The organism is Lysinibacillus mangiferihumi (assembly GCF_003049665.1).
GTDB lineage: Bacteria > Bacillota > Bacilli > Bacillales_A > Planococcaceae > Lysinibacillus > Lysinibacillus mangiferihumi.
The window spans coordinates 17921-39949 of record NZ_PYWM01000012.1; the positions used below are offsets into that span (position 1 = coordinate 17921).

Genomic DNA, 22029 nt, shown 5'->3' on the forward strand with positions numbered 1-22029 from the left:
TAAAAACAATGCCTGTGTAAAGGATTTAGCCTTTGCAATATCATACATAAAAAGAGAGGGATTATAGGATGAAAAAAATTTTATTTTTTGATGTAGATGGGACGCTTTATAACAGTGAAAAAGTAATGCCTGCTTCTGCCAAAGAAGCGCTATTGGAAGCACGTCGTAAAGGGTATGAGCTTGCAATAGCTACTGGACGTGCACCATTTATGATTGAACCATTGCTAGAAGAGCTTGATATTAATACGTATGTGACCTTTAATGGACAGTATGTTGTTTATCAAGGCGAGGTTGTCTACGCAAATGGTGTGGAAAAGGAAGAATTAGCGAAAATTATTGCCTTTGGAGAAGCGCGCAATGAACCCGTTGTTTTTTTAGATGACAAGCGAATGATTGCGTCAGTTGGAGGGCATAACATGGTATCCGAAAGTTTAAATACATTAAAATACCCGTACCCAGAATTAGACTCATCTTATTATATGCAGCACGATGTTTATCAAACACTAATCTTTATGGAAGAAAAAGATGAACATTTGTATTATGAGGCATTTCCAAATGTCCAGTTCGTGCGTTGGCATGAATATTCTTGTGATATTTTACCTAAAGGAGGTTCCAAGGCTGCTGGAATCGAAAAAGTGCTCGCGAAAATGGGTTTAACGTTAGAGGATGCCATTGCTTTTGGTGATGGTATGAATGATATTGAAATGTTAGAGGCTGTTGGTACGAGTGTGGCAATGGGAAATGGACATGAAAAAGTAAAGGCGGTCGCGACACATATTACCGATCACGTAGATGCAGACGGACTCGCAAAAGCGATGCGCTATTTAAAAATTATTTAAGTGCCAGTCACTCAAACAATTTTGAATATTAAAAGGAAAACCCACGAGAAGTGGGTTTTTTACGTATTATCGGTGCCAGTCACTCAAACAATTCACTCAAATAATGTTTTAGATATCAACAACCTCCAGCTGAATGCCAGCCTCCGTAAATTGATGTAATGTTTCTTTGGGCAGTCCGTTATCAGTAAGTATCATATCGACCTCTTCTAGCGGGCATACTTGAATAGCCACATCTTTATTGAATTTGGTAGAATCAGTTGCAACATAAACTGTCTGCGAAATATTAATAAGCTGTTTCCTCGTCATCGCTTCTTCTAAACTAAAATCGGATATTCCTTTTTCTAATGTCACGCCACTAGCGCATATAAATGCCTTATTAATATTGAGATGGTCGAAGCGGAAAAGGAAGTCATTTGAAGTAACCGATTTTTCCGAATGTCTCACTCTTCCGCCAATAATCATCACTTCAATAGTAGAACCAATTAAATCAAATGCTACAGGAAGAGAGTTCGTCACGACTGTTAGTTTCTCCTTGCCTAGTAGAAATGGTGTCATTTGATAAGTTGTTGAGCCACTATCGATAAAAATGCAGTCACCATGATCAACTAAAGAAGCGCAAGCTTTGGCAATGGCGATTTTTTCTGTCAACTGCTGTGTTAATCGATTGTCCATTAATCCTTCAACGGGTTCAATATATTTTACACCCCCATAAAATTTCTCGATTTTCTTCTCTTGCACAAGTTGTTGAATATCTCTTCGAATAGTTTCCATCGATACATTGAATTCTTTTGTCAGGGTTACTAATTTTACTACCTTGTTATTCCGAATGAATTGCAAAATATGTTGTTGCCTTTCTACTGTATACATTACATCACCTCTTATTGTTATTTACTCAAAGTAGTAATAAGTTTGTCAACAGTTAGTCAGAATTTACTCAACATTTACACAAACATGTGATTTCTCTTTACAAATTGTCTCTATACTGTGGTTAACAACTCAAAAGGAGTGAGCAATTTGTTAGAACTAAAAAATATTTCAAAAAGTTATAAAAATAAAAATGTTTTAAGAGATATAAATTTAACGATAGATTCTGGTGAAATTGTTTCGTTATTGGGGCCGAGTGGTTGTGGGAAAACGACATTACTCAACATTGTTTTAGGTCTCACAGAACAAACAGATGGACAACTTTTTTACAATGGACAAGATATATCGAAACAATCGATGCAGGATAGAGGATTTAATATCGTTTTCCAAGATTTCGCGTTGTTCCCACATTTGAATGCTTACGACAATATCGTCTATGGCCTGAAAAATAAAAAACAGCAAATGTCAAAAGCTGAAATTCAGGAGTATGTGGATTTCTTAGAACTCGCTCCACATCTACATAAAAAGATTCACGAATTATCTGGTGGACAGAAACAGCGTGTCTCTATTGCTAGAACACTTGTTATGCAGCCCAAAATTTTATTGCTAGATGAACCGTTAAGTGCGCTAGATGGTGTGATAAAAGAATCGATTAAGGAGCGCATTAAATCAATTGCTCGCCAATTTAAATTAACAACTATTATTGTGACACATGATCCTGAGGAGGCGCTCACATTATCAGATAAAGTACTCATCATTAATGAGGGAACTGTCTCACAATATGGCACACCTCACGAAATATTGAAAACACCAAAAAATCAATTTGTGGAAGACTTTATATTAAAGCAACTTCATATTAAACGTCATAACATCTATCAACTGTTTGGAGAATCCTATGCTTAAAACGAATAAAATGGTGAAAATTCTCTTTCTGCCAATTGTCTTCTTTTTTCTGTTCTTTTTAATTGTGCCATTACTTTATATGTTTTGGCAGTCTTTGAAAAAAGGCAATAGCATAACGATTCAAAACTATGTAGAAGCATTACAGAGCGTTGAAATTCGAGAAGCGTTTCTTAATAGTTTCCAAGTGTCATTTGTCGCCGCTGTTATTACTACTTGTTTAGCGTTTGCTCTTGCCTATGCCATGCATTTTACGACGATGAATCAACATTTAAAAAAGCTTGTACATATCGGGGTGACATTGCCGATGCTCTTGCCGACAATTACCTATGGTTTTGTATTGCTTTACACATTTGGCAATCAAGGAATACTAACAAAACTTCTGGGGCAGCCCTTAGTGACGATTTATGGATTTAATGGCTTGTTGATTGGGTATGTACTTTACACATTGCCTGTTGCATTTATTTTAATGCAAAATTCCATGCAGTACATTGATAAACGCTTTTTGCTTGTCTCGATGCTAATGCATGATAGACCATCACGTCGATTTTACCATACCGTATTTCGACCTATGATAGGAACAATTGGTGGAGCATTTATTTTAACGTTTATTTTAAGTTTTACCGATTTTGGCATTCCTGCTTCGGTAGGTGGGGGTTATAAAGTGATTGCAACAGAGCTATATCAAGCGATGCTTGGCTCTATTGTGCGATTTGAGCAAGGGGCGGTCATTTCCGTACTTATGCTTGTACCTGCTGTACTTGGCATCGTAATGCTAAGCGTGCTAGATCGATTTAATTTTCAATATAAGCATGTCAGTCAAAGTGCTCTAGCCGTTCATCGTCTTCGAGACAATACATTTACAGTGCTATCGCTAGTATGTGTAAGTGTGATTTTTATCATCTTCTCGACAATGTTTATCGTGCCGTTTACTAAGGGCTATCCATATGACTTTAGTTTCACATTGGAACATGTACAAAATGTTTTAGCAGAAAAGAATTTAACAAGGGTTTATATGAATTCACTTATCGTTGCCTTTTTTACAGCAATTTTAGGCGTTTGCATAGCATTTGTTTCAGCACTTCTAAATGTCAGAACACCGCTAAAAGGGAGAAGTACATTAGATTTTGCGTCAATGATTACCAATACAGTGCCAGGTATGGTACTCGGTCTTTCTTATTTATTTTTCTTCAATGGGAGTTCGCTTAAAGGGACCTTCTTCATCATTATTGCCTATACGGTTGTCCATTTCTTTACAACACCGTATTTAATGGCGAAAAACTCTTTGCAAAAAATGGACCCAACATGGGAAGTGACCGGAGAGTTATTAAAGGACTCTTGGCTTCAAACGGTCATTCGCGTTATTTTGCCGAATATAAGACCTACTATTTTTCAAATGTTTAGCTATTATTTTTTAAATGCCATGGTAACAGTTAGTGGTGTAATTTTCCTTGTCAGTACGAAAACGATGCTTGTCTCCACGCGCATTAAAGAATTGCAGCATTTTGCGAAATATACGGATATTTTTGTTCTCTCAATTTTTATTTTATGTACAAACCTCATTGTGAAATTAGGTTGTGACTATATAACAACAAATAAAGAAAAGTTTAAGGAGATGTAATGATGAAAAAGTCGACAGTCATGATGTTTGGAACGGTTAGTTCTGCAATTGTATTAGCAGCGTGTGGAGGTGCGGAGGCTGATACGAAGGATCAAGTTATTATCTATTCTAATGCTGATGATGAAGCAATTGAAGTAATGCAAACCACACTCGATAAAAAGGGGTATGAAGGAAAGTATATTATCCAATCATTCGGTACATCTGAATTAGGTGGGAAAATGATGGCAGAGGGGAAGGATATTGAAGCGGATGTAGTAACAATGGCTTCTTACTTTATCGAAAGTGCTCAAACATCTAAATCAATGTTTGTTGAACTATCTTCGGATTTAAAGCCGTTAGACGGTGGTTCAACTTACGCATTACCGATTTTAGGGAATGTCGGGTCTATTTTTATCAATACAGATTTATTGGCGCAAAAAGGGCTACCTGTGCCACAAACAATTAAAGATTTAACGAAGCCAGAATATAAAGATTTAGTTTCTTTTCCAAATATTTTAGACTCCTCTACTGGCTGGCTATTAGTACAGGCGATTATGAGTGAATATGGCGAAAAAGAAGGAAAGCAAGTATTAGCAGATTTAATTAAAAATGCTGGACCGCATATTGAAAGTTCTGGTTCTGGCCCTATTAAAAAGGTGAAAACAGGAGAAGTCGCAGCAGGGTTTGGCTTACGTATTCAAGCAATTGATGCCAAAAATGAGGGCTTACCAATCGACTATATTGACCCAACAGAAGGCAACTTCACGTTAACAGAATCTGTTGCCGTTGTAGATAAAGAAGGGGACGAGGCATTGGCGAGTGAAATAGCAAAGGTCATTGCGACTGAGGCGCGAGCAGATTTGTTAAAACAATATCCTGTAGCACTTTATGAAGGCGAGCAAGTAGAGGAAAAATATGTTCCAAAATACTTAAAAAAATGGGATACGACTTTAACTGTCGATTTATTAGAAAAACATCAAACATTCTTTAAAGAAGCACAACAATAAAGGAGCCTAACAATATGAATACCTACAAATTATTAACTCCCGGTCCACTAACAACTACAGAAGCAGTAAAAAAAGAGATGCTAGTGGATCGCTGTACATGGGATGACGACTACAAGCAAGTTACACAAGAAATACGCAAACAGTTAGTGGCGTTAGCGCAGGTTGATGAAACAGACTATACAGCTATCTTAATGCAAGGAAGTGGGAGCTTTGTCGTTGAATCGGTTCTGACAACTGCTATTGGAAATGCAGATAAGGTACTCATTATAACAAATGGAGCGTACGGTGAACGAATCGTAGAAATGGCAACTGTCCTTCAATTACAGCATGTCGTTTACAGTGTACCGTATCATGAGCAACCATCACCTTTAGAAGTACAAGCTATACTTGAAAAAGATGCTGCTATTACGCATGTCGCGATTGTTCATTGTGAGACGACAACGGGGATATTAAATCCTATTGATGAAATAGGCAAAGTTGTAAAATCGTTTAATAAAACATTTATTGTAGATGCCATGAGTAGCTTTGGTGGCGTGCCAATGGATTTATCGAATATGCAAATTGATTTTTTAATCAGTAGTGCTAACAAATGTATTCAAGGCGTGCCAGGTTTTGGATTTGTCGTTGCGAAAATAGAAGCGTTAGAAAAATGTAAAGGACAGGCCAAAAGTGTAGCATTAGATTTATACAAACAATGGGAAGTGATGAGTGTAGACGGGAAATGGCGTTTTACATCACCAACACATGTTGTAGCGGCCTTTGCAAAGGCGTTGGATGAACTTGCTGTAGAAGGTGGCGTTGCGGCACGCTACACACGATATGCTAAAAATAATCAACTATTGCGTGAAAGATTATCACGCTGTGGTTTTGAAGCTTATATTTCAGCGGAAATGCAATCGCCGATTATCACGACGTTTTTATATCCATATGAAGGATTTTCTTTCGAGCATTTCTATCATGAAATGAAGCAAGCAGGCTTTGTTATTTATCCTGGAAAGCTAACTGAATTTGATACATTCCGAATCGGTAATATAGGGGATGTTCATGAGGAAGATATGACTACATTATGTAATGTTATTGAAAACTATATGGCGGTGAAAAATAATGAAAATTGAAGCGGTAATTTTTGATTGGGCAGGTACAGCGGTTGACTTTGGTTGTTTTGCACCTGTCAATGTATTTCTTACTATTTTTGAAGATGCAGGTGTTGCGGTGACACTAGAAGAAGCACGCAAACCGATGGGCATGTTGAAAATTGACCATATTCGGACGATGCTTGAGATGCCAAGAGTGAGTGAGGAATGGGCACGTGTGTATGGCCGTTCATTTACCGAACAAGATGTACAGGCACTATATTCGCAGTTTGAAACGAAATTAATGGCATCGCTTGCTAAGTATACGGACCCGATTCCACATGTGAAAGAAACGGTTCAACAATTAAGACAAGCCGGAATACGCATTGGCTCCACAACAGGCTATACTGCCGCTATGATGGAAGTCGTGACACATCACGCTGCTGAGAAAGGATACAAGCCTGATTTTTTAGTTACACCGACTGATATAGGAGATAAGGGACGTCCCTATCCATATATGATTTTCAGAAATATAGAAGAACTTGGCGTGAAAGCGACGAAGCAAGTCGTTAAAGTCGGGGATACTACGTCAGATATACAAGAGGCATTAAATGCCGGAGTTTGGGCTGTTGGCGTTATAGTCGGAAGTTCTGAAATGGGCTTAACGGAACAAGAATTTAAGAGTCTATCTGATGAAGAGCAACAAGCCGTTATTGAAAAAACAAAAGCTATTTTTGAACAAACGGGTGCACACTATACGATTCAAACAATGCGTGAACTGCCGGCATTAATTGAGACGATTAATGCGCGATTAGTTTAAAAGATAGCAGATAGAATAAAAGCGAAAAAGTGTTAGATTGACTGCAATCAATCTAACACTTTTTGCTATGCATATAAGAGTAAGTGTCAGGCACTAATTCAATTTCCGTGCTAGCCATGTATTTATGACTTGCCAAGTAAAAATCCACGTAGACTCCTGGGGGAACGCACGCAATGTAAGACGCAACAGACCGCGCGACAGCGAGGGTTGCGGCTTACGTCGTGCCCGCGGAAAGCGTAGTGGATTTTTACGATTTAGGAGCTGATATTATGCTAGGTATCTATGCTAAGTGCCAGGCAACTAAAACAATTACATTAGTGGATGGTAGTGGCTTACGTGTGCGCCAGCGGAAAGCATCTGTCGTAGCTACTAGTGAGTCTTAGTCGCGTTCGTATGGAACAGCGTCTGGAATTTCAGCAAATGGATTTTTTTCATTAATGCGATCATAAAACATAATGCCGTTTAAATGATCTAATTCATGCTGGAAGGCGATAGCTGGCAAGCCAGTTAGACGCATTTTTTTCTCTTCCCCGTCGATTGTTTTAAATTTCACGGTTATACGTGCGTGACGTGGTACATAACCAGGGACATTGCGATCAACAGATAAGCAGCCTTCGCCAGTTGGCAAATAGGTATTTTCAACAGAGTGGCTAACAATTTTCGGATTGATTGCGATAAAGCTCAATTGTTCTCCTTTGTCATCTTTTAAGTGAAGGGCAAACATGCGATGTAGACTATTTACTTGGTTAGCAGCTAATCCAATCCCGCTGCGTAAATCATATTTATCGGCAATTTCAGGATCTTGGCTGTTAATTAAAAATTGTAGCATATCTGTAGCAAGCTGTTTTATTTCATCAGTTAAAGGAAATTGAACTTCCTCTGTTTTAGTGCGGAGTGTCGGATGGCCTTCGCGAATTATATCATCCATTAAAATCATGTGAGAATCTTCCTTTCAATCTTTGTATTACCTTATTTATAAGTATACATCACGCATTAAAACATGCACATGAAAAAAGACTTTATTTGAATAAACTTAAAAAATTTTTGTGTAGCTATTAGATTACAGAAAACTGGGGTATTCTACTATTGGTCATTATTTAGAGAAACGTAATGTTTGAGCGCTTAAAGGAAGTTGTTGTAATACAGATTTTTATTATTAGTGGTACAGTATAGGACAGTCGACTCTTAACGTTTTTGTAGAAAAATTCTTTGTTATAAGGCGTAATATATGATTGACCGACTGTATTTTATTCAGTATACTGAGTCCTAAGAATAAGTTGTACTAGTTTGAAAGTGATTTATTTTAATACAGTTGAAAGGGAGATGTGACAAATGAGCAAAAAAAACAATAATATTTTTGATCCACAACAAACGCTAACTGAAATCGAAGAAAAGTTTGAAATGTTTCAAATTTTGAACGAAGAAGGCGAAATTATAAATGAAGAGGCAGATCCGAAATTAGCAGATGAAGAGTTAGTTGAGTTAATGACGCGTATGGTTTATACACGTATTTTAGATCAACGTTCCATTTCTCTTAACCGTCAAGGTCGATTAGGCTTCTACGCACCAACAGCTGGTCAGGAAGCTTCACAACTTGCTTCTCACTTTGCATTAGAAAAAGAAGATTGGATTTTACCAGGTTACCGTGATGTACCACAAATTGTATGGCATGGTTTACCGTTAGATAAAGCATTTTTATTCTCACGTGGTCACTTCGAGGGCAATCAAATCCCAGAAGGTGTGAATGTTTTACCTCCACAAATCATTATTGGTGCACAATTTATCCAAGCTGCTGGGGTGGCACTTGGTATTCAAAAACGAGGTAAAAAAGCTGTAGCAGTTACTTATACAGGTGATGGTGGGTCATCACAAGGTGATTTCTACGAAGGAATGAACTTTGCTGGTGCATTTAAATCACCTGCCATTTTCATCGTACAAAATAACCAATTCGCAATTTCTACACCGCGTGAATTACAAACAGCTGCAAAAACAATTGCACAAAAAGGTGTTGCAGCAGGTATCCCAAGTATTTTAGTAGATGGTATGGATGCACTTGCAGTGTACGTTGCTACTCGTGATGCACGTGAGCGCGCAATCAATGGTGAGGGTCCAACGTTTATCGAAACAATGTGTTACCGTTATGGTCCACATACAATGGCGGGGGATGATCCAACACGTTACCGTACGTCTGACACGGATAACGAGTGGGCTCAAAAAGACCCGTTAGTTCGTTTCCGTAAATACCTAGAGGGTAAAGGACTATGGGATGAGCAAAAAGAAGAGGCTGTTATTGAGCGTGCGAAAGAAGAAATTAAAGACGCAATTAAAAAAGCCGATGCTGCACCAAAGCAAAAAGTAACACAGTTAATGGAAAATATGTACAAAGGCGAAATGCCTTCGAATTTAAAAGAACAGTATGAAATCTACAAAGAGAAGGAGTCGAAATAACCTATGGCACAAATGACGATGATTCAAGCAATTACAGATGCGCTTCGCACAGAATTAAAGAATGATGAAAACGTTCTGTTATTCGGGGAAGATATAGGCGTCAACGGTGGGGTTTTCCGTGCAACTGAAGGCCTACAAAAAGAATTTGGTGTAGATCGTGTATTCGATACACCATTAGCAGAGTCAGGTATTGGTGGCTTAGCAATCGGTCTTTCGCTTCAAGGTTTCCGACCAGTTCCAGAAATTCAGTTTTTCGGCTTCGTCTATGAAGTGATGGATTCAATCAGTGGACAATTAGCACGTTTAAGCTACCGTAGCGGTGGTGTATATAATGCACCTGTTACTATCCGTTCTCCATTCGGTGGCGGTGTGCATACACCAGAAATGCACTCAGATAGCTTAGAAAGTTTAATGACGGCACAGCCGGGCTTAACAGTCGTTGTCCCATCCACACCTTACGATGCTAAAGGATTACTTATTTCTTCTATTCGCAATGACAATCCAGTCATTTTCTTAGAGCATTTAAAATTATATCGCTCATTCCGCGAAGAAGTACCTGAGGAAGCATATGAAATTCCATTAGGTAAGGCAGATGTAAAACGTGAAGGTAAAGATTTAACAATTATTGCATATGGCTTAATGGTACATGAAAGCTTAAAAGCAGCAGAGGAACTTGAAAAAGAAGGGCATTCTGTAGAAGTTATTGATTTACGTACAATTCAACCAATCGATATTGAAACAATCATTGCGTCAGTTGAGAAAACAGGCCGAGCAATCGTTGTTCAAGAGGCTCAAAAACAAGCAGGTATTGCTGCGAATGTTGTCGCTGAAATTACAGAACGAGCTATCTTGAGTTTAGAAGCACCTGTACTTCGAGTAGCAGCACCGGATACAGTGTACCCATTCCCACAAGCTGAAGGTGTTTGGTTACCGAACTATAAAGATGTAATGGAAACAGCGAAAAAAGTCTTAACATTCTAATGTAGTTTGCATATTTGAAGAAAAGCAAAGAGAAAGGATGGGTACACATGGCATTTGAATTCAGATTACCGGATATTGGCGAGGGTATTCACGAAGGCGAAATTGTAAAATGGTTCGTTAAAGCTGGGGATACTGTCAAAGAAGACGATATTCTTTGTGAAGTACAAAACGATAAAGCAGTTGTAGAAATTCCTTCACCAGTTGAAGGGAAAGTAGAGGAAATCTTAGTAGGAGAAGGTACAGTTGCTGTTGTTGGCGATGTATTAATCCGTTTAGATGCTCCAGGCTACGAAGATTTAAAACTTAAAGGTGACGATCATGCAGAGGCGAAAACGGAGGCACAAGTTCAGTCAACGGCTGAAGCTGGTCAGGATGTAGCAAAAGCGCCTGCTAAAGAAGAAGCACCAAAAGCTCCAGCAACAGCGGAAGTAGCTGTAAAACAAGAGACAGCAGATAGTACAAAACGTATTATTGCAATGCCTTCTGTTCGTAAATTTGCAAGAGACAATGAAGTAAATATTCATGAAGTGTCAGGTACTGGTAAAAACGGTCGTATTCTAAAGGAAGATATTGAGAATTTCCTAAATGGTGGTGGAGCAGTGCAAGCTGCAGAAGCTCCAGTGGCAAATGAAGAAGCAGTTGCTCAACAAGAAACTGCCCAAGCTGCGCCGGTTGTTCTTGAAGGGGACTTCCCAGAAACACGTGAAAAAATGTCTGGTATTCGCAAGGCGATTGCCAAGGCAATGGTTCACTCGAAACAAACTGCACCTCATGTTACACTGATGGATGAAGTTGATGTAACAGCTCTTGTAGCACATCGCAAAAAATTCAAAGATATTGCTGCTGAAAAAGGTGTGAAATTAACGTATTTACCATACGTAGTAAAAGCGCTTATTTCAACATTGCGTGAATTCCCAGAATTTAACCGTTCTTTAGATGATGCAACACAAGAAATTATTCAAAAGCACTACTACAATATCGGTATTGCAGCAGATACAGAAAAAGGTTTATTAGTTCCAGTTATTAAACATGCAGATCGCAAATCAGTATTTGCAGTTTCAAATGAAATTAATGACTTAGCGACAAAAGCGCGAGATGGTAAACTTGCTCCGCATGAAATGAAGGGCGCTTCCATGTCTATCACGAATATCGGTTCTGCAGGTGGCCAATGGTTTACGCCAGTAATTAACCACCCTGAAGTAGCGATTTTAGGTATTGGTCGAATTTCTGAAAAACCTGTAATAAAAAATGGTGAAATTGTAGCTGCACCTGTGTTAGCATTATCATTGAGCTTTGATCATCGCATGATCGATGGAGCCACTGCGCAAAATGCTTTAAATCACTTAAAGCGTTTGTTAAGTGAGCCAGAATTATTATTAATGGAGGCGTAACAAAAATGGTAGTAGGAGATTTCCCAATCGAAACAGATACTCTTGTCATTGGTTCAGGTCCTGGAGGATATGTAGCAGCAATTCGTGCAGCTCAAACTGGCCAAAAAGTAACAATCGTTGAAAAAAATGTACTTGGTGGTGTGTGTTTAAACGTAGGTTGTATTCCATCAAAAGCATTAATTTCAGTGGGTCACCGCTTTGAGCATGCTAAACATTCAGATGACATGGGTATCATCGCTTCTGATGTGAAATTAGACTTTTCAAAAGCGCAAGCTTTTAAAGACAGTGTTGTTAAGAAATTAACTGGCGGTGTTGAAGGCTTACTTAAAGGTAATAAAGTTGAAATTGTACAAGGTGAAGCGTATTTCGTTGACGCTCATTCAGTGCGTATCATCAATGGTGAATCTGCTCAAACATATACATTTAACAATGTTATTATTGCAACAGGTTCTCGTCCAGTTGAAATTCCAACGTTTAAATTCTCTGAGCGTGTACTAAACTCTACTGGCGCACTTTCTTTACAGGAAGTACCTAGTAAATTAGTTGTAATCGGTGGAGGTTACATCGGAACAGAGCTAGGCTCAGCTTATGCAAACCTAGGTGCACAAGTTACAATTATCGAAGGTGGCAAAGATATTCTTGCTGGTTTCGAAAAACAAATGACACAAATCGTGAAAAAAGGCCTTAAAAAGAAAGGCGTTGAAATTGAAGTAAACGCATCTGCTAAAGGCGTTGAAGAAACAGAAAACGGCGTAGTTGTTACGTATGAAGTTGGCGGAGAAGAGAAAAAAGTCGAAGCTGATTATGTATTAGTAACTGTAGGTCGTCGTCCAAATACAGATGAAATGGGTCTTGAAGGTGTTGGCATTGAATTCGGTGAACGTGGCCTTATTAAAGTTGACAAACAATGCCGTACAAACATTCCAAACATCTATGCAATTGGTGATATCGTAGCAGGTCCTCAGCTTGCACACAAAGCTTCTTATGAAGGTAAAGTGGCTGCTGAAGCAATCGCTGGCGAGAAATCAATCGTAGATTATCTAGCTGTTCCTGCTGTATGCTTCACTGATCCAGAAATGGCAACAGTTGGTTATAACGAAGATCAAGCCAAAGCTGAAGGTATTGAATATACTGCAGCGAAATTCCCATTCGCAGCAAATGGCCGTGCGCTTGCCTTAAACCAAACAGAAGGTTTCGTGAAACTAGTTGCGCGTAAAGAAGATGGCTTATTAATTGGTGCTCAAATCGTAGGTGCTGGTGCATCTGATATGATCGCTGAAATGGGCTTAGCAATCGAAGGCGGTATGACTGCTGAAGATATCGCGTTAACAATTCATGCTCACCCAACATTAGGTGAAATTACAATGGAAGCTGCTGAAGTATTACTAGGCAACCCAATCCATATTGTAGCGAAAAAATAATTGAACATATAAAACGACTATAAAGCATGTTCGCTTTATAGTCGTTTTTTTGTATAATTTTACTAACTTTGATACAGTAAAACTAGTAAATAACTATTTGAAAACATAGAGGTGGGGCGAAATGGAATTAGGCTTAAAGGGAAAAGTAGCAATTATTACTGGTTCAAGTAAAGGGATTGGTTATTATACGGCGATGCAGCTAGTAAAAGAAGGTGCAAAGGTAGTAATTAGTGCACGTGGTGAAAAACAGCTACAGGTGGCCGCTGGATGCATTAAAAATGAAACGGGCGAGGAAGTCTTAATTGTACCGACGGATATTACGAAGGAAAAAGACTGTAAGAGGCTTATAGAACGTACTGTGGAGCATTATGGACGCATAGATATTGTGATTAATAACGCAGGCACAGCGTCAGCTAATCCGTTTGAAACGGTAAGCAGTGAAGTGTGGCAAGCTGACATCGATTTAAAAGTGTTTGGTGCTATCAATTGCTCTAAATATGCTGTGCCTTATATGAGAAAGGTAGGCGGCGGTGCGATTGTTAATGTGACGGCAGTAATGGCTAAAACACCTCCTGCAAGTTCACTTCCTACTACTGTTAGTCGAGCAGCTGGACTCGCTTTAACGAAGGCCATGAGCAAAGATTTAGGAAAAGATAATATTCGTGTGAATTCAGTGTGTATTGGTTTAATTCGAAGTGATCAAATTGAGAAGTTATGGAAAAAAGAAGCACAAGATCTTTCGTGGGATGACTACTCTCGTAAAGTTGGTCAATCTATCCCACTAGGTCGTGTAGGAGAAACGCAAGAAGCAGCTAATGTCATTACTTTCTTAGTGTCAGATGCAGCAAGCTATGTAACAGGGACAGCTGTAAATATTGACGGTGGTTCAGGGCACGCCTTATAGGGAGCGACAAGTATGTCGTTATGTTTAGTACTTTTTATTTAAATTATTGCAATAGCGTAAATATAGAAAAAGTGCGCAGTTAAGCGGATTTTGTACACAAAGGAGCAACTCATTCGTGTTTGGGTTGACTCTTTTTTCTATTATTTTTCTAAAATTGTAATAGACAGAAAATTCCTTCAGTTGTAGAATAAGCGTAACAGGGGGGAACGGTGGCGAAATGATGAACGAAAATTTTACTATGATATTGATGCGAGTTGTTCGTATTATTGTCCAAATTGGCATACTTAATATTTTTTATTACATCGGTGTGGGCATTGTGTCTTACTTACACATTCCGCTTCCAGGAAGTGTAATTGGCTTACTGTTATTGGCACTTTTACTCAATTTTAAACTAATGAAAGTAGAATACATTCAAGATGGTGCTGGCTTTTTAATTGGCGTTTTAACATTGTTCTTTATTCCAGCAACTGTTGGTATTATTGATTATCCAGAACTGATGTCAACAACGGGTCTGCTGATTATTTTGGCGGTTATTGCTAGTACATTAATAGCTATTTATGTAACGGGAATACTCACCCAACTGATTGAAAAAAGAGAAGTAGCGAAGAAAGAACAAGCAGTAACTATTGAAGAGGGGAAGGGAGAATTATCTGTTGATTGAACTTATTGTTGTACTTGGTACGATTGGGCTGTTTATATTATTTACAAAGCTGTATCAACGGTTTCCCCATCCTTTAATGATTCCATTAGTGACGACAACTATTGTCAGTGCAGTTAGCTTACTTGTTTTTAATATTCCATATTCAACCTATATGGTAGGGGGAGAATGGCTACAAAAAATGTTGGGGCCGGCTGTTGTTGCACTTGCCTACCCGCTTTATAATCAGAGAGCCATCATTATGAAATATAAAGTCTCTATTTTATCCGGTATTATATTAGCAATGGTAATTGGATTAGTAACCATTTTTGTTATGCTAAAATGGATCGGAGTTAAAGAAAGTTGGATGCTGACGGCGTTACCTAAATCTTTAACAACGCCTGTTGGCATGCAGGTAAGTGAAACAATTGGCGGAATTCCTCCTTTAACGGCGGTTTTTGTTATGATTGCAGGTTTTGTTGGCGCTATTATTGGGCCATTCGTATTGAAATATGGAAAGATTGATTCTGCTGTCAGTAGAGGTGTAGCAGTAGGAAGTGCCTCGCACGGTGTTGGGCTTGTAAAACTAAGAGAGTATGGTGAGCAAGAATTATCGGTTGGTTCGCTTTCTATGGGGTTAACAGCGATTATAGGAGCTTTTCTCTGTCCGCTCTTTGTCTATCTATTTTTATAAAAGAAAGCCCTTTACAAGGCATAATGGGCTTGTAAAGGGTAATAGCATTTTCGCTTGACACAAGCATAGTTAACTTTTTTCAATGATTAATTGAATGGTATGTGCAAGTCCTGTGTGTAAAGTACCTTCATGGCGTATTTGTTCACCGGTAAAGAAATGAATAATTTTATAGGGCTGACACCACGTAAGCACCGATGCTGGATTATATAGGAAATTCATATTTTGTGGACCGCCTGTTGCATAGGACAATTGATATGTGGAATATAATTCCATCATAATGCGACCTCCGGGTTTAACCGAATTGACGATGCGTTGAAAAACGGCATGTTGCTGTTCTGCGGGAAAATGACCAAATACCATCACGGCAGCGTCAAATGTTTCTACTGGTAGTTCATCTTGCAGTAAATCTTGCAGTTGTGTGTTGACAGTAACGCCATGCTTTTTTGCTAACTGTGCTGTTTTTTCAAGACCGCTTTTTGCATAATCAAAAGCCGTTACCACATGCCCTTTAGAAGCTAAATAAACGGCATTTCTACCTTCTCCTTCAGCATATGCGGCAACATTAACATACCCCTCTAAAAATTCTACATAGTTTTCTATAAACGCATTTGGCTGTTCGCCATAGACGTATTCAATTGTGTTAAATCGTTCATCCCATGTATTCATACAATTCACTCCCTTTATAAATATTGTAAGTAAAGGACAGCACATAAGCTATTTTTCTGCTTTATACAATTATTAATACAATCTTTTTCAATTTAATGAAAGCAATGCAATAGAATGAAAGAGGGTAAATATAAATGTAAAAAAATGGTTATTTTATAGGTTTGTGAAATAATGGAATTTTATGTAAGTATGTTACATCTGTATGATTCAACTATAAAAAGCTACCCCTTCTAATATGAAGAGGTAGCTTTGTTTTTTAAATAATTGCTCTGCGTTCTTTAATAACACGGATTGTTTGTAATGTTGTATCTTCGGGTCCTTGAACTGGTAAACCAGCTTCAATATTCATTTGAATATAACGAATATTTTCTTGTGTAATTATTTCCCCGGGAATAAAAATAGGTATTCCAGGTGGGTAGACCATGATAAATTCAGCGCAAATACAATTGTCTGCTTCTGCAAGAGGTACTACTTCTGTATCTGCATAAAAAGCATCACGAGGTGACATTGCAAGTGCTGGAATTTCAGGTACATTGACAACTGTTTCAGTAATAGCAGCTTCTGAATCAAAAGCTTTTGACATACGGCTTAAAGCATTGATGAGAAGATTAATTTCTTTTTTCGTATCTGCTAATGTCACTAAACATAAAATATTGTATAAGTCCGATAACTCTACTTCAATATTTGCATTGTGACGAAGCCATTCCTCTGCTTGGTGCCCTGATATGCCTAAATCTTTTACACTAATTAACAGTTTTAGCGGATCCATATCGTATGTTGCGGACGAGTGAAGCTTTTCCTTACCTGCACATTTTAAATGTGGAATTTGGTTAATGCGTTTACGCGCATCTTTTGCTAAACGTAGTGCATCCCCAATTAAATCATAGCCATGAATTGCAAGCTGACGACGAGCTGTGTCGAGCGATGCAAGTAATGGATAGGATGTTGATGTTGTTGTCAGCATAGAAAAGACTGCTTGTACGCGCTTAGCTGAAACTAGTCCTTCACGTACGTTTAAAATTGAAGTTTGCGTCATGGAGCCTCCAAGCTTATGTACGCTTGTTGCAGCCATATCCGCGCCTGCTTCCATTGCTGAGTATGGTAGCTCGTCATGGAATTTAATGTGCACGCCATGTGCTTCATCGACAACGACTGGAATATTACGGCGATGGACAATTTCGACAATGCGTTTTAAATCCGCAGAGAAGCCGTAATAAGTTGGATTAATAACAAGGACAGCCTTGGCGTCCGGATAAGCATTTAAAGCCTTTTCTACAGCTTCCGCCGAAATACCATGAGAAATGCCATATTCACTATCTACTTCAGGATGAATAAAAATAGGAATTGCACCAGCGAAAACAATCGCTGACATAATGGATTTATGAACATTCCGTGGTACTAGAATTTTATCACCTGGACCGACGACGGTCAGTATCATCGTCATAATGGCGCCACTAGTACCTTGAACGGAAAAGAATGTATGATCAGCACCAAAGGCTTCTGCTGCCAGTGCTTGCGCATCCTTGATAGCACCTTTTGGTGAATGTAAATCGTCTAGTGGAGCAATGTTGATTAAATCAATTGATAAAACGTTGTCGCCGACGAATTCTCGGAAAGCAGGATCCATACCGTGCCCTTTCTTATGGCCTGGAATATGGAACTGAATTGGATGTCTGTTCCGATGTTTTAGTAATACGTCGAACAATGGAGTCTCTAATTGTGACAACGCAGGTACCACCTCACTTTTATAATATCTAAGAAAACAAATGAATTATAGCACCTAACGACATGAAAAAATAGACTTTAATTAAAAAAATAAAAGGATTTTTTCGTGATTACGAGAAGATAGTATGGAACGAAAGGAGAGATTCGATGAAATGGGAGACACGTATTACCGAACTATTAAAGATTAAATATCCAATAATCCAGGGGGGATTAGCCTATTTAGCATATGCTGATTTAGCAGCAGCTGTGTCAAATGCTGGCGGTTTAGGGCAAATAACGGCGATGAGTTTACGCGACCCAGACTTATTGCGTGCGGAAATTCAAAAACTAAGAACATTAACAGATAAGCCGTTTGGTGTAAACTTTGCCATTGGGATGCATGGCACAGGCTATGAAGATATGGTGCGAGTTGCTGTTGAAGAAAGTGTACCTGTTGTCACAATGACAGGCGGTAATCCCGCACCGATTTTTGATTTACTTGCAGGAACAGGCATTAAAAAGCTAGTGCTTGTTGCAGCGCGTAGACAGGCTCAGAAAGCTGAAGAACTAGGGGCAGATGCAGTGATGGTTGTTGGACAAGAAGGTGGTGGCCATCTTGGGCGTGATGACGTTGGGACAATGGTGCTCGTACCTCAAGTGGTCGATAGTGTAAAAATTCCTGTGATTGCGTCTGGTGGCATTGGCGATGGTCGCGGTTGGATGGCCGCACATGCGCTTGGTGCAGAGGGCATTGAAATGGGCACGCGCTTTATTGCGACGAAGGAATGTGTGGATGCCTCACAAGCCTATAAAGACGCATTACTCGCGAGCTCTGAGGCGGATACAACGGTGATTAAACGATCTATTGGGGCGCCTGCACGCGCCTTACGGAGTGACTTCACAGCAAAAATTTTAGAAATAGAGCGTGAAACACCTACTTATGAGGCTTTAAAAGACTATATTAGTGGCAGTGCCAATAAACGTTTTATTTACGATGGAGAAAAGGATGCTGGCATTGGTTGGGCAGGACAAGTGACTGGCATGATCCATGATATCCCAACAGTGGACGAGCTAATTACAAGAATGGTTGCAGAAGCGGAAAGTATCCGGGTAAAATGGGGACACTAATGTAAAGGTGGTTACGTTCAAATGGAATATTCTTATCCGTTTTCAATCGATTGGTCAACAGAAGAAATTGTTGATGTTGTAAAATTTTTTGAAGGCATTGAACTTGCGTATGAAAAGGGCATTAAACGTGAAGTGATGCTGGCAAAATATCGTCGATTTAAAGAAATTGTGCCTTCTCAAGCAGAGGAAAAAACCATTTTCCGTGAATTCGAAGATGCTAGTGGATATGTTAGCTATCCAGTAGTGAAGCAAGCAAAAGAAGCGGTTGATGGTACGATAATCAAAGTTGTACCAAAGCAAAGACGTTAAATGTTGGCTTGGAAATGGTATGCTAGGGAATACTCTAGCATGCTTTTTTTATAAAAAAACAAACCCGCCCTGCCTTCTGGACAGATGTACACAATGGATTGTGAATATTTGTGCCCGTTGAAAGCAAAGCGGATTTTGCTAGCTTACTATTTATAATACTATGGTAAAATAATAATTCTTCTTAAGAATTCACTAGCATTATGGTGTTAATTTATAGTTGTCTGCATAAACTACAGCAATATCAATTTTTTCAAAAATGTTCACAGATTTTGGATTTTTCAATAATATACAACGACATAGCTCAAGGCTATAGAAAAAACTTTAGCCACAACAAGTGATTGATAATTCTTGCTGTGCAAAATCCTCAACAACCTCAAAAGAAAGTGCTTCAGTCCTTTAGCTTACAATTTACAGAAACGGTTAATGGATAAATACCTCGTCCAAAATTGTTAAACCTTATAAATTTCTTGTAAGATTTTTATGCCACATTTTCAAAAATGAATAGGCCATTTTATTTTTCTTGAATAATTTTATAAATTGGAAGTAATGCAGTGAATGTTTCCTCTACTAATTGTTGGAATTGACTAACAGACAATTTTATCGCTTCTTCTCGTGGAATATGACGGCCAACTAAAAATTCCCCTTTTTTAACATCACGTAGACGGATAAGCAATTCATCTAGTTTATCTTCCTTCGCGTCTTCGATGGAAATTGCCTCTGGTGACATATGATCCCCAGAAACAATAAAATCATTCGGAAGCTGTTGTAGCAAGGATTTGTTGGCTAGTAAACGTTGTGCCATTAAATTTTTTTGCGGTGCTTCATAAATAATAGCAAAGACGATGAATAAATGTGTGCTCCAAAGACCAATCTGAAAGTGAGGCAATGCTTTATAGCCTCTTTTATAAGGAGCAAAGGCAACCCAACTATCATTTGGTGGATTTACCGTTCTGCGGGCGTGTTTAGCAACATGGGGGTAAAATTCTTCTCCAAGATGACTGGAAAAGAAAGCAGAGAAGTTCTCTCCTAGTTTATTGAACTTTGGTCGTACACAGGAATTTAAGGCATCCATTCTTTGTTCTAAACCATTTATTTGAAACACATTAAAATCTTTATTAGTCCATTTTAGTGTAGGCATTTTTAATAACTCCTTTCGATTATAAGGTTTATTTTATTGAAAAAATGGGAAAAAATCTTATAACAAGAACTTTAGCGAATCGTATAAGGTTTTGGAAAAAAATAAAAAAGGGACGTGACTTTTATGAAACAAGTCGTAAAAATTATACGTAAAGTTGACATTGAAAAGCAATATGAACGCATTTTACAATTAGAATTAGATTATGAGCTAGCCTCACTCTTCTTAGCGATGAATGAGAAAGACGAAGGTGCAATCGCAAAAAGTAAAAAGCGTCTAGCTGAAATACAGATGGAGCTGGAAAGTTTGCACGCCTATGCGTAAAAAAAAATTAACCCCCATATGAAAATCACTTGCTGAATATTCCGACAGCAGGTGATTTTTGTTGTTATAAAGGGTAAAATAGACAATATACCATTGTTAGATAATGGAGTTTTCATCTTTCTTCATTTGACGCTACACATGCAAAGCTCTTAAAGGGTCACATTGTGCATGATGCTCACTCTTATTGTGGAGAGTGTGTAGGCCATTTTACTGTCTAGAACCAGAGTACGTTTAAAGTGTGTAGCTACGGTAGTTTTATTGCTTGAATACCACAGATAAGCAAGTTGTGTGTGGACGGGCGTAAATGTTTTCTATATTCGAGGGGTGGGTTTTTATGGATTTAAAGCAGATCGATCAATTTGCAAAAAGTATTATTGTTGAAGCGGGAAACCGTATTCGTAATGCATTTTCGTATAATTTAGTGATCGAGACAAAATCGAATGCGAATGACCTTGTTACAAATATAGACCGTGAAACAGAATTGTTTTTTATAGAAAAAATTAAATCTTTTGATCCTACCCATCATATTATAGGCGAAGAGGGTATGGGGGAAAAAGTGGAGTCATTAGATGGCGTTGTATGGATTATCGACCCGATTGATGGAACGATGAATTTTGTAAAGCAACATCGCCACTTTATGATTTCAATTGGAATATTTATTGATGGTATAGGGAAACTTGGTTACATATATGATGTAATGCGCGAAGATTTATTTTATGCAATTGCTGGACAGGGTGCTTGGTATAATGCGTCACCGTTACGTAAGTTACAACCTGTGACCATTGAAGAGTCCGTTATTGGCATTAATGCACATTGGGTTGCACCCAATCGCCATATACATCATGAAAAAGTAATTGACCTAATTCGTAAAGTTCGAGGTACGCGTTCTTATGGCTCTGCAGCAATGGAAATTGCCTTTGTTGTTAGTGGAAAATTAGACGCTTATGTATCGATGCGGCTATCTCCATGGGACATTGCCGGCGGAACAATTATTGCAAATGAAGTTGGGGCTATTGCAACCAATTTACATGGACGAACTGTAGATTTACTACATCAAGATACTTTTATTATTGCAAATCCTTCTATTCATCATGAATTATTAGAAAAATATATTGTGCCTTATGATGTATAACTTTAAAAAAACTGTTTAGGAATGTTGATTCCTAAACAGTTTTTTGTATGCG

Annotated in this window: 22 protein-coding genes; 17 read left to right on the plus strand and 5 right to left on the minus strand. The window is 38.4% G+C overall.

Annotated elements, in window-relative coordinates:
• Positions 1 to 68 precede the first annotated feature (68 nt).
• Positions 69 to 839 carry a Cof-type HAD-IIB family hydrolase gene (locus tag C9J37_RS12620; RefSeq protein WP_107895628.1) on the plus strand — a complete coding sequence of 257 codons (771 nt, stop codon included), beginning with the start codon at positions 69 to 71 and terminating at the stop codon, positions 837 to 839.
• A gap of 108 nt (positions 840 to 947) precedes the next feature.
• Here C9J37_RS12620 and C9J37_RS12625 read toward each other — a convergent pair whose 3' ends face one another.
• Positions 948 to 1706 (minus strand): DeoR/GlpR family DNA-binding transcription regulator, encoded by a 759-nt coding sequence (locus tag C9J37_RS12625; RefSeq protein WP_107895629.1) that lies wholly within the window; start codon positions 1704 to 1706, stop codon positions 948 to 950.
• A gap of 147 nt (positions 1707 to 1853) precedes the next feature.
• Between C9J37_RS12625 and C9J37_RS12630 the strand changes: the two genes are divergently transcribed.
• Genes C9J37_RS12630 through phnX form a run of 5 tightly spaced genes read left to right on the plus strand, consistent with a single transcriptional unit; the run spans position 1854 to position 7103 of the window.
• Entirely contained in the window at positions 1854 to 2606 is a 753-nt protein-coding gene (locus C9J37_RS12630) for an ABC transporter ATP-binding protein (protein ID WP_024362211.1), read from the plus strand.
• A complete protein-coding gene (locus C9J37_RS12635; RefSeq protein ID WP_107895630.1) occupies positions 2599 to 4224 on the plus strand; it encodes an ABC transporter permease subunit in 1626 nt (541 codons plus the stop codon). Before C9J37_RS12630 ends, C9J37_RS12635 begins: the two co-directional genes overlap by 8 nt.
• 2 nt (positions 4225 to 4226) lie before the next feature.
• The gene (locus C9J37_RS12640) at positions 4227 to 5210 is read left to right on the plus strand and encodes an extracellular solute-binding protein (RefSeq protein WP_107895631.1); all 984 of its coding nucleotides are present in this window, start codon (positions 4227 to 4229) and stop codon (positions 5208 to 5210) included.
• A gap of 14 nt (positions 5211 to 5224) precedes the next feature.
• Complete coding sequence (gene phnW, locus C9J37_RS12645) at positions 5225 to 6325, plus strand: 2-aminoethylphosphonate--pyruvate transaminase (RefSeq protein WP_107895632.1); 1101 nt, start codon at positions 5225 to 5227, stop codon at positions 6323 to 6325.
• Positions 6315 to 7103, plus strand: coding sequence for a phosphonoacetaldehyde hydrolase (gene phnX / locus C9J37_RS12650; protein WP_107895633.1), 789 nt, complete (start codon positions 6315 to 6317; stop codon positions 7101 to 7103). The genes phnW and phnX overlap by 11 nt, the downstream gene beginning before the upstream one ends.
• A gap of 379 nt (positions 7104 to 7482) precedes the next feature.
• Here the strand turns inward: phnX and def are convergent, their stop codons facing one another.
• Positions 7483 to 8040 carry a peptide deformylase gene (gene def, locus C9J37_RS12655; RefSeq protein WP_107895634.1) on the minus strand — a complete coding sequence of 186 codons (558 nt, stop codon included), beginning with the start codon at positions 8038 to 8040 and terminating at the stop codon, positions 7483 to 7485.
• 395 nt (positions 8041 to 8435) lie between these two features.
• Between def and pdhA the strand changes: the two genes are divergently transcribed.
• The 7 genes from pdhA to C9J37_RS12690 all read left to right on the plus strand — a co-directional run bounded on the left by pdhA (position 8436) and on the right by C9J37_RS12690 (position 15579).
• Complete coding sequence (gene pdhA, locus C9J37_RS12660; protein ID WP_069510353.1) at positions 8436 to 9551, plus strand: pyruvate dehydrogenase (acetyl-transferring) E1 component subunit alpha; 1116 nt, start codon at positions 8436 to 8438, stop codon at positions 9549 to 9551.
• A 3-nt stretch (positions 9552 to 9554) separates the two neighbouring features.
• Positions 9555 to 10532, plus strand: coding sequence for an alpha-ketoacid dehydrogenase subunit beta (locus tag C9J37_RS12665; RefSeq protein ID WP_024362205.1), 978 nt, complete (start codon positions 9555 to 9557; stop codon positions 10530 to 10532).
• 47 nt (positions 10533 to 10579) lie between these two features.
• Positions 10580 to 11923 (plus strand): dihydrolipoamide acetyltransferase family protein, encoded by a 1344-nt coding sequence (locus C9J37_RS12670; RefSeq protein WP_107895635.1) that lies wholly within the window; start codon positions 10580 to 10582, stop codon positions 11921 to 11923.
• A gap of 5 nt (positions 11924 to 11928) precedes the next feature.
• Positions 11929 to 13344 carry a dihydrolipoyl dehydrogenase gene (lpdA, locus tag C9J37_RS12675; RefSeq protein WP_069510349.1) on the plus strand — a complete coding sequence of 472 codons (1416 nt, stop codon included), beginning with the start codon at positions 11929 to 11931 and terminating at the stop codon, positions 13342 to 13344.
• Positions 13345 to 13465: 121 nt separating this feature from the next.
• The gene (locus C9J37_RS12680; RefSeq protein WP_107895636.1) at positions 13466 to 14248 is read left to right on the plus strand and encodes an SDR family NAD(P)-dependent oxidoreductase; all 783 of its coding nucleotides are present in this window, start codon (positions 13466 to 13468) and stop codon (positions 14246 to 14248) included.
• A gap of 217 nt (positions 14249 to 14465) precedes the next feature.
• Positions 14466 to 14909, plus strand: coding sequence for a CidA/LrgA family protein (locus C9J37_RS12685; protein WP_235617103.1), 444 nt, complete (start codon positions 14466 to 14468; stop codon positions 14907 to 14909).
• Positions 14902 to 15579, plus strand: a complete 678-nt coding sequence (locus C9J37_RS12690) for an LrgB family protein (protein ID WP_107895637.1) — start codon at positions 14902 to 14904, stop codon at positions 15577 to 15579. The genes C9J37_RS12685 and C9J37_RS12690 overlap by 8 nt, the downstream gene beginning before the upstream one ends.
• Positions 15580 to 15648: 69 nt before the next feature.
• Here C9J37_RS12690 and C9J37_RS12695 read toward each other — a convergent pair whose 3' ends face one another.
• Both C9J37_RS12695 and C9J37_RS12700 read right to left on the minus strand, forming a co-directional pair.
• Positions 15649 to 16245: a class I SAM-dependent methyltransferase gene (locus C9J37_RS12695; protein WP_107895638.1), complete on the minus strand. Its 597-nt coding sequence runs from the start codon at positions 16243 to 16245 to the stop codon at positions 15649 to 15651.
• A gap of 256 nt (positions 16246 to 16501) precedes the next feature.
• Positions 16502 to 17971, minus strand: coding sequence for an aminotransferase class I/II-fold pyridoxal phosphate-dependent enzyme (locus tag C9J37_RS12700; protein ID WP_107895639.1), 1470 nt, complete (start codon positions 17969 to 17971; stop codon positions 16502 to 16504).
• 146 nt (positions 17972 to 18117) lie between these two features.
• On the opposite strand from C9J37_RS12700, the gene C9J37_RS12705 reads away from it, so the two are divergent.
• On the plus strand, positions 18118 to 19077 hold the full coding sequence (locus C9J37_RS12705) for an NAD(P)H-dependent flavin oxidoreductase (RefSeq protein ID WP_107895640.1): 960 nt from the start codon (positions 18118 to 18120) through the stop codon (positions 19075 to 19077).
• Positions 19078 to 19098: 21 nt separating this feature from the next.
• Positions 19099 to 19386 carry a UPF0223 family protein gene (locus C9J37_RS12710; RefSeq protein ID WP_024362196.1) on the plus strand — a complete coding sequence of 96 codons (288 nt, stop codon included), beginning with the start codon at positions 19099 to 19101 and terminating at the stop codon, positions 19384 to 19386.
• A 511-nt stretch (positions 19387 to 19897) separates the two neighbouring features.
• Here the strand turns inward: C9J37_RS12710 and C9J37_RS12715 are convergent.
• Positions 19898 to 20524: a YktB family protein gene (locus tag C9J37_RS12715; RefSeq protein ID WP_107895641.1), complete on the minus strand. Its 627-nt coding sequence runs from the start codon at positions 20522 to 20524 to the stop codon at positions 19898 to 19900.
• Positions 20525 to 20647: 123 nt separating this feature from the next.
• On the opposite strand from C9J37_RS12715, the gene C9J37_RS12720 reads away from it, so the two are divergent.
• Together C9J37_RS12720 and C9J37_RS12725 are read left to right on the plus strand one after the other, a co-directional pair.
• Positions 20648 to 20845 carry a YkzI domain-containing protein gene (locus tag C9J37_RS12720; protein WP_024362194.1) on the plus strand — a complete coding sequence of 66 codons (198 nt, stop codon included), beginning with the start codon at positions 20648 to 20650 and terminating at the stop codon, positions 20843 to 20845.
• A 334-nt stretch (positions 20846 to 21179) separates the two neighbouring features.
• Entirely contained in the window at positions 21180 to 21977 is a 798-nt protein-coding gene (locus C9J37_RS12725) for an inositol monophosphatase family protein (RefSeq protein ID WP_024362193.1), read from the plus strand.
• Positions 21978 to 22029: the final 52 nt, after the last annotated feature.